Source organism: Protofrankia sp. CiP1_Cm_nod1 (assembly GCF_920888515.1).
Classification (GTDB): Bacteria; Actinomycetota; Actinomycetes; order Frankiales; family Frankiaceae; genus Protofrankia.
Genome location: NZ_CAKKTM010000177.1, coordinates 1 through 7474, shown reverse-complemented (window position 1 = coordinate 7474; position 7474 = coordinate 1). Strand labels below are relative to the sequence as shown.

At 72.7% G+C, this 7474-nt stretch carries 5 protein-coding genes and 1 pseudogene; 3 read left to right on the top strand and 3 right to left on the bottom strand.

Annotated features, from left to right (window positions below; translation table 11 throughout):
• The first annotated feature begins 184 nt into the window (after positions 1 to 184).
• On the top strand, positions 185 to 970 hold the full coding sequence (locus tag NBX02_RS08425) for a hypothetical protein (protein ID WP_250286464.1): 786 nt from the start codon (positions 185 to 187) through the stop codon (positions 968 to 970).
• A 545-nt stretch (positions 971 to 1515) separates the two neighbouring features.
• On the opposite strand, the gene NBX02_RS08420 is transcribed toward NBX02_RS08425, so the two are convergent.
• The 3 genes from NBX02_RS08420 to fabG all read right to left on the bottom strand — a co-directional run bounded on the left by NBX02_RS08420 (position 1516) and on the right by fabG (position 4883).
• Positions 1516 to 2040 (bottom strand): DUF3090 family protein, encoded by a 525-nt coding sequence (locus tag NBX02_RS08420; protein ID WP_250286463.1) that lies wholly within the window; start codon positions 2038 to 2040, stop codon positions 1516 to 1518.
• Between the two features lie 260 nt (positions 2041 to 2300).
• Positions 2301 to 3707 (bottom strand): ferrochelatase, encoded by a 1407-nt coding sequence (locus NBX02_RS08415; RefSeq protein ID WP_445548324.1) that lies wholly within the window; start codon positions 3705 to 3707, stop codon positions 2301 to 2303.
• 459 nt (positions 3708 to 4166) lie between these two features.
• On the bottom strand, positions 4167 to 4883 hold the full coding sequence (fabG, locus tag NBX02_RS08410) for a 3-oxoacyl-ACP reductase FabG (protein WP_250286461.1): 717 nt from the start codon (positions 4881 to 4883) through the stop codon (positions 4167 to 4169).
• Positions 4884 to 5134: 251 nt separating this feature from the next.
• On the opposite strand from fabG, the gene NBX02_RS08405 reads away from it, so the two are divergent.
• Both NBX02_RS08405 and NBX02_RS08400 read left to right on the top strand, forming a co-directional pair.
• Positions 5135 to 5503 carry a DUF167 domain-containing protein gene (locus NBX02_RS08405; protein ID WP_250290767.1) on the top strand — a complete coding sequence of 123 codons (369 nt, stop codon included), beginning with the start codon at positions 5135 to 5137 and terminating at the stop codon, positions 5501 to 5503.
• A 369-nt stretch (positions 5504 to 5872) separates the two neighbouring features.
• Positions 5873 to 7474, top strand: a pseudogene (locus NBX02_RS08400) (hypothetical protein); the annotation flags it as partial.

Genomic DNA, 7474 nt, shown 5'->3' with positions numbered 1-7474 from the left:
CCCGTGCCACTGCGCCGCCGGGCCCGGCGCGCCGCGGCGGACCGCCGGGCCCGGCACGCCACCACCGGTGACGAGCCCGCCCGCGCCGGCCGGCTGGTTGCCAACCGTCGACTGGATGTGACCCCCAGCAATATCCGCTGAGGACCGTCGCAGGACATGGCAGTCATTCCTTACCGTAGGCATCGTGATTTGCGGCCAAGCTGCCTCACCTCGCTCAGGGGCACTCACCGGATGGGGTAACGCGTGGCTTGCCGGGCTTGTCAGCACCGATGAGGCAATCACCCGAATCCTCGTGGGTTCGGGTGGGCCGGGCGCCCCCCACAGCATCGACGGCGAAGGGCTCGCGCTGGGCCTCGGCCGGCTGCGGACCGGCGGCGCACGGCGGCTGCGGCTCGTCCTGCCCGTGCCCGGCGACGTCAGCGGTCTGCCCGGGCCGGCGGAGGTCAACCAGGAGGCGCTGGCCGCCGGTGAGGCGGTGGTCGTGCTGGGCCCGCTGCCGCCGCTGGTCCTGATACCGTCCGTGACCGCGCACGGCCCGGCCATCGAGGGCGGCCTGGAGTCGGTGCACTGGCGTTCGGTGACGGGCCGTCACCTCCCGCCCCCGCCGTCCCCGCTGAACGCCGCCGAGCACGAGCTCAACGACGCCATCCGGACCGCGACGGCCGCGCTGCTGCACCTCGACCGGGCCAAGGTCGGTCCGGACACGCTCGCCGTGCTGCGCGAACGCCATGAGGACGAGCCGACGCTCCTGCTCCCCCCGGGCTATCCGCCGCCCGCGCACGCGCTGCTGGCCCGGGCGGGCCGGATCGCCGGCCTGATCGACCTGGCCGCCCGGGACGACGGGGCGGCGGTCACCGCCGAGGAGATCGAACGCCGTTCGACCGCGCTGCGCGGGCTGTCCGCGGCGGTCCGCCGGGCCTGCGAGTCGGCCTACGACGCCTTCGACCCCTCCCAGTCCCTCGCCCGGTAGGGCTCTCCCAGTTCCTGGAGCGCCGGTCAGGTAACCATACGTATCCCCCTGAACGATGGCACACTTCGATGGACGTCGACCACCGGAGAAGATCGGCATAATTTTGTCGTTGTGTACGCTTTTGCGGCCAAAAAGCGTACACAACGACAAAATTTTCTGGATCATGGCCTGTGCGGGTGGTCGTGAACGGGATCCCGCGCTGCCTGACCGGGACACTAGCCCGGTAGGGGGCTCCCAGCCCCCTACCGGTAGGGCACCGTGCTGGCGGGTGGGCGGGCGTCGCGGCCGGGACGGCGAGCTTCTTCCCGCCCGGCGGGGCGGCGTCCCGACACGGATGGCGGCCGGGAGGCGCGGCGGGCGCGCGCCTCCCGCCCCGGGAACGCTCACCGGCCCTCCGAACGCCACCCGCCGGGCAGGCCCTCACCGCGCGGGGCCCTGGCTCAGGACGCGTCCGACGAATACCTGGCCGCGCAGGCGGCGCCCGGACGACCGGCATCCATCAGGCGCACCCCAGGCGCACCCCGCGGGCGACGCCTGGACTGCGATCAGTTCAGGCGCGGACAGAAATGCCCGGACGGCCCGTCCGGGCGGCCGCAGAGCACACACGAGGGACGGCCGGCCGCGACGATACTGCGGGCACGCTGGACGAACGCCTGCGTCTGGCCGAGGGACAGCGAGACCTCGAGCGTGTCGAGCTCGGCGTCCGCGTCAGGCCGGCGCGCCGCGCCCCCCGCGAGCCCGGCGGCCTCGACAAGCACCCGTTTACCGTCCCAGGACACCGTGAGCCGGCCGAGATGGAAGTCCTCCTCGAACGGCGCCTCCAACGGCGCGAGATCGACGTCTACCTCGTGGGACTCCGGCAGCTCGCCGCCGGCCGTCCGGCGGACCTGGCCGAGCAGCGTCGTGAGCCCTTCGGCAAGAGCGTTGACCTCGGCTTTCTCCAGGCCGACGGTCACGACCTGCCCACGCGAGCAGGCCTGTAGGTAGAAGTCGCGTTCACCGGGCTGGCCGACGGTTCCGACCACGAAACGGTCTGGTGAGTCGAACACGTGCCGCTGCCGCTGATACACCTCGTCCCTCCTGGCAGTCCGTTGTACCGGTGGGTGGCCGGGCCGCGGCTCCGGTCATCCACCGATTCCCCCGGTCGACGGCCGGCATGCCGGCGTCACCCACGGGGCCTGGCCGTCTTCCCCGTCATGAAGCTGCTGTGTGAACCTTGCCGCGTCGTGAACCCGCTACGTCGTGAACGTTTTATCCCCGGGGATTCGTCCCCGACGACATCATGGACGTCCAACCTTATGGACATCATTGTGAACCGTAGCGCCACCGCTCACGTCGTGGCGTCACAGATGTCGCGTCGGGCACCCTCGGACGCCTCCAGAACAGGCCCGCTACCAGGGACATCAGGGCCAGGCACGTCGGAACCAGACACGTCGGAACCAGACACGTCGGAACCAGACACGTCGGAACCAGACACGTCGGAACCAGACACGTCGGAACCAGGGGCGTCGGAACCAGACACGTCGGGGCCAGGGGCGTCGGGGCGCTCGTCCGCGGGGACGCCGGCGGCGGCCGGCAGCCGGCGGCCCGGCCCACGCGGGGCGCAGCACCACAGCGGGCACACGTCGTGGCCGGGGCCCAGCGGACTCAGCGCCGCCCGGGGGCGGTGCCCGTACCTGCGCTCGTCGAGAAGCTCCCGGACCATGGTGACGAACCGGGGGTCGACACCCACCGTGGACGCCCGGCGGAAGATCAGCCCGGCCTCCCGGGCCCGCTCCGCCGCCACCACGTCGAGATCGTGGACAACCTCCATGTGGTCGCTGACGAAACCGACCGGCACCACCACGACCGCCTGGGCCCGCCCGGCCGAGCCGAGCGCCGTCAGATGGTCGCCGACGTCCGGCACCAGCCACGGCACGCCCGGCGGGCCGCTGCGGCTGGCGTAGACCAGGTCGTGCGGGTGACGGCGGCCGGTGCGCAGCGCCACCCGCTCGACGATCACCTCGGCGGCGGCGGCCAGCTGCCGGGGGTAGGCGTCCCCGTCCGGGCCGCTGTCCGCCGCCTGCGTGAGCGGGATCGAGTGTGCGACGAAGACCAGCCGCGTCTGCGCCCGCGACCCGGCCGGGATCGTGGCCAGCTCGCCGACGACATGGTCGACCATGGGCAGGACGAAACCGGGATGGTCGAAGTACTGCCTCAGCTTGATCAGTTCCGGCGCGTCCGGGCCGAGGTGGGCCCGCGCCCTCGCAAGATCCTCACGGTACTGGCGGCAGCCGGAGTAGGAGGCGAAGGCGGACGTCACGAAGCAGGCCGCCCGGCGGACGCCGTCCCGCCGCATCGCCTCGAGCGCGTCGACGAGGAACGGTGACCAGTTGCGGTTGCCCCAGTAGACCGGCAGCGGCGCGAGCTCGGCCCGCAGCGCGGCCAGCAGCGCCCGGTTCTGGTCGTTGATCGGGCTGCGGCCGCCGAGGCTGCGGTACTGCTCGGCGACCTGGGCCAGCCGCTCGTCCGGCACGCCCCGCCCGCGGGTGACGTTGCGCAGGAACGGCATGACGTCGGACGGCGACTCCGGGCCCCCGAAGGAGACCAGCAGCAACGCGTCGACGGGCACCGGCCCGGTCCGGCCGGGCGCGGTCCCGGCCGCGGTCACGCTCCCGGGCACGGTCACGCTCCCGGCCGTGCCCCCGGGCGCGGTCACGGTCCCGGGCGTGGTCATGGTCCGGTTGTCACTCGACACGTCCGTCATCGTCCCCTGTGCTCGGGGCACAACACACCCCGCCCCCGGCCCGAACCGAGGACGCGCCACCGCAAGAGCCGCGCGGCCCGGCTCACCGCCCAGTCCCGCGATCCGGGCCGGCCTGACCGGCGATCCGGGCCGGCCTGACCGGCGATCCGGGCCGGCGAATGGGAGCCGTGACGCCGGAAACGCGGGATGAACGAGCGTACAGGCCACGCCAACGCTCCGTCCGCTCTGATCCGTGCGGTGTGCGCGGCAGGCTAGAGCGCCGGCCGGGTAACCATACGTGTCCCCCGAACGGTGGCACGCTTCGAGGAGCGCCAGCCGCCGGAGAAGATCGGCACAATTTTGTCGTTGTGTACGCTTTTGCGGCCAAAAAGCGTACACAACGACAAAATCGCCTGGATCATGGCCTGTACGAGTGGTCGTGGATGAGATCCGCGCTACCGGACCGGCAAGTTAGAGGCCCATGCTCAGGCCGCCGTCGACGGGGATCACCGCGCCGGTGATGTAGGAGGCCTGGGGGGAGGCCAGGAAGGCGACCAGGGCGGCGATGTCCTCCGGCTCGCCCATCCGCCGGATCGGGACCTGGTTGACCAGGTTGTCCCGCTGGGCGTCGGTGAGCGCGTCGGTCATGTCCGTGCGGATCGGGCCGGGGGCGACCACGTTCGCGGTGATACCGCGGGGGGCGAGCTCCCGGGCGAGAGAGCGGGAGAAGCCGATCAGGCCGGCCTTGGACGCGGCGTAGTTCGACTGCCCGGGGGAACCGACCAACGCCGAGACCGAGGAGATGAAGATCAGACGCCCGCGTCGCAGGCGCAGCATGGGCCGTGCCGCGCGCTTGGCCACCCGGTAGGCGCCCAGCAGGTTGGTGTCGAGGACCTCCTGGAACGCGTCCTCACCCATGGTGAGAAGAAGCGTGTCCCGGGCGATCCCGGCGTTGGACACCAGTATCTCTACCGGCCCGAGTTCCGCCTCCACCTCGGTGAACGCCTTGTCGACGCCTTCCGCGCTGGTGACATCCAGGCGGACGCCGTACAAACCGTCCGGCGCGTCACCGCCACGGCTGGCGACCGCCACCCGGTCACCATTCGCGGCCAGCGCGGCCGCGACCGCGGCGCCGATCCCTCGATTACCGCCGGTAACAAGAGCTACTCGTCCCTCACCGTCCACCATGGGATCGATGCTAGCTGCCGCATCGCACGCTCCAGAGTTATTACCCAAGGTGACACGCTGAATTCTCATTGCATTCAGGGTGCCCGGGCACCCAGCCCGTGATCATCGCTGGGCCACCTGGGCCGGACGACCCCGCAACACCCGTTCCACCGGTCGGCCCCCAGGCCACCGGCAAAGATCACCTGAGTGGGACGAGCCCGGGCCACCCGGACCCGATCGCCCGTCCGGGCGCTTCGCGGGACGATGCAACGGTGCGTCTGACGATCAGAGTCTGCCCCCGCTCGGCCCGGACCTCGGTCGGCGGCGGCTTCCCTGCCTCCGCGGCCGAAGCCTCGGGCGAGCCCTCGACCGAGGAGCCCACCGCGGCGGACGACCCCACCGGCGGCGGCCCGTCGGATGCCACCGCACCCCTCGTCGTCCGGGTGACCGCGCCGGCGGTGGACGGACGGGCCACCGAATCGGCGTTGCGCGCGCTGGCAACGGCCTTCGGCGTGCGCCGCCGCGAGGTCGTGCTGGTCAGGGGCGCCACCAGCCGGATGAAGATCGTTGAAATCGGCGGGCGGCCCGAATCCGCGTTGCGCGGCCGCCTGGCCGAACTCACCACCACGCCGAAAAAATGAAGAAAGGATGAAGAAAACAGGAGGAGTGAGGAAATCAGGTGCGCGGCGAAAACCCGACCGACGCCTAATGGACTGACGAATCCGGGTCCGCCGCCGCCCAGAGACCCGGTTCGCCCGCGCCCATCAGGCCGGATTCCCGGAAGATAAACCGGTGGAAACCACCACAAAAGATATGATCGCGCGGCCTTCGGCCCACCACCCCACCCACCGGCCGCCAGCCCCACGAAAACATCATCGCGCGGCCTTCGGCCGGGTGGGGCGGGCGGAGGCGCGGGAGCACAACCTTTGACAGGGGCTCATCGTCCGGATATGGGACAGATCGTGTCGACGGAGGCCAGGTTGCTTGCGCCGGGTGAGACCCATGCTGCCGTGCACGGACGGCTCCGGACACCGCAGGCGTCCGTGGCCGGCGCCGTGACCGGTCCTGCGGCCGGCGCCACGACCGGTCCGGTGGCCGGCGCACCGGTCACGCCCGCACGCGCCGACAGCCTCCTGCCCGCCCCCGTCACTGTCGAGCCCCTCGACCTGCCGGCCCTCATCGACATCGAGCGACGGCTGCGCGGCCTGGCCGCCGCGCTGATCGACGACATCGCGGACGCGGCGCCGCCCGGCGGGCCGGCCGTCGGCGATGTCGGCGGCGGCGGTGTCGGCGGCGTTGCCGCTCTGCGCACCGCCACGCGTTCCCTGGCAAGCCTGATCACCGTTCTGTGGTTCGACGCGCTGCGTGCGGGTGACCAGCTCCGGGTACCCCCGGCCGCGTTCCCGCTGCTGGACGCCGTCCACCGCCTGCTTGCTCCCCCCGGCTCCGGCCCAGCCGGCCCGCCCGGAGCTCAGCCGCGGCCCGCTTCCGGAGGCCTGGCGGCGGCAGAGCGCCTGCCGTGGCCGCCGGGCCTGGTCGGCGTGACCGTGACCGCACGCTCCGGACCAGCGGTGACGGCCTGGGACGCCCTCGCCACGCGGTATGTCGCCGACCATCCCGGCATCACCGCACCAGACGAGATCATCGGGCATGCCGGTGCCGCCGCGCCGACCGGTACCGGTGAGCATGCCGGCGCCGCCACGACGGTCGCCGCGGGGGCACCCGGACGGCAGATCTGCCTGCTCGACCACACCGAGCTGTTCGACGGCACGGTGTGGGAGCCGGTCACCGATCCGCGGGTGCGCCGCCTGGGCGAGCTGGTGTGGGTGGTCACGGTCCCTGCTCATCCGGGCGCGGCTATCGCCGCCGAGGCGGGTGTCACCGACCAGGCGCGTCTCTTCGCCGCCGCCAACTGGCAGGTACTCACTGTCAGTTATGGACGGACGCTGTCCGCCCTGTTCGGCAGGCCGGGCGGGCAGGCGCTGCGCCGTCGGCTCGACGGGATGGGCCGCGCCGAGTTCCAGGAGCTGCTGCGCTCGTCAGGGGCGGAGCTGCGCCGACGCCTCGCCGGGCCCGGGGCGTCCGGAGCCGGCATCACCCGGCTGCTCGACGAGCTGTCCGACGACGAGATCGCCGCTGCTCTGCGTGACGTCGGCGGCAACGACCTGCCCCTGCTCGTGGACGCCTTCGACGAGGTCGACCCGCACCGGCCCACCGTCCTGTTCGTACACGTCGACGCGGGCCCGGCCGAACGGACAGCGCGATCCGACGTTGACGAGTGGGCCGGGCTGCCCGCGGGCAGCGCCGCCGCCCGCCTCGCGCGCCTCGTCCGACGGCGGCTGGCGGCGAAATCGGTCACGCGGGCGAGCCCGCCGCCGGTCCCGTCCGAGCCGGCGCGCTCCTACCTCGGACGGGTCAGCACGCTGGCCGCCTTCGGCGCCGTCATGCGCGATCTCGCCGACGTCCAGCCGCGGGTCGCCGCCGGCATCGTCACCGCCACCACCCCGGAAACCGCCACCGCGCTGGCCGGATGGCGCGACGCTGTCGGCACATGGTCGCCGTCGCGGGCCGCCGCGCCCGGGGAGCCGCGCCGGCGCGCCGGCGGGCAGCTG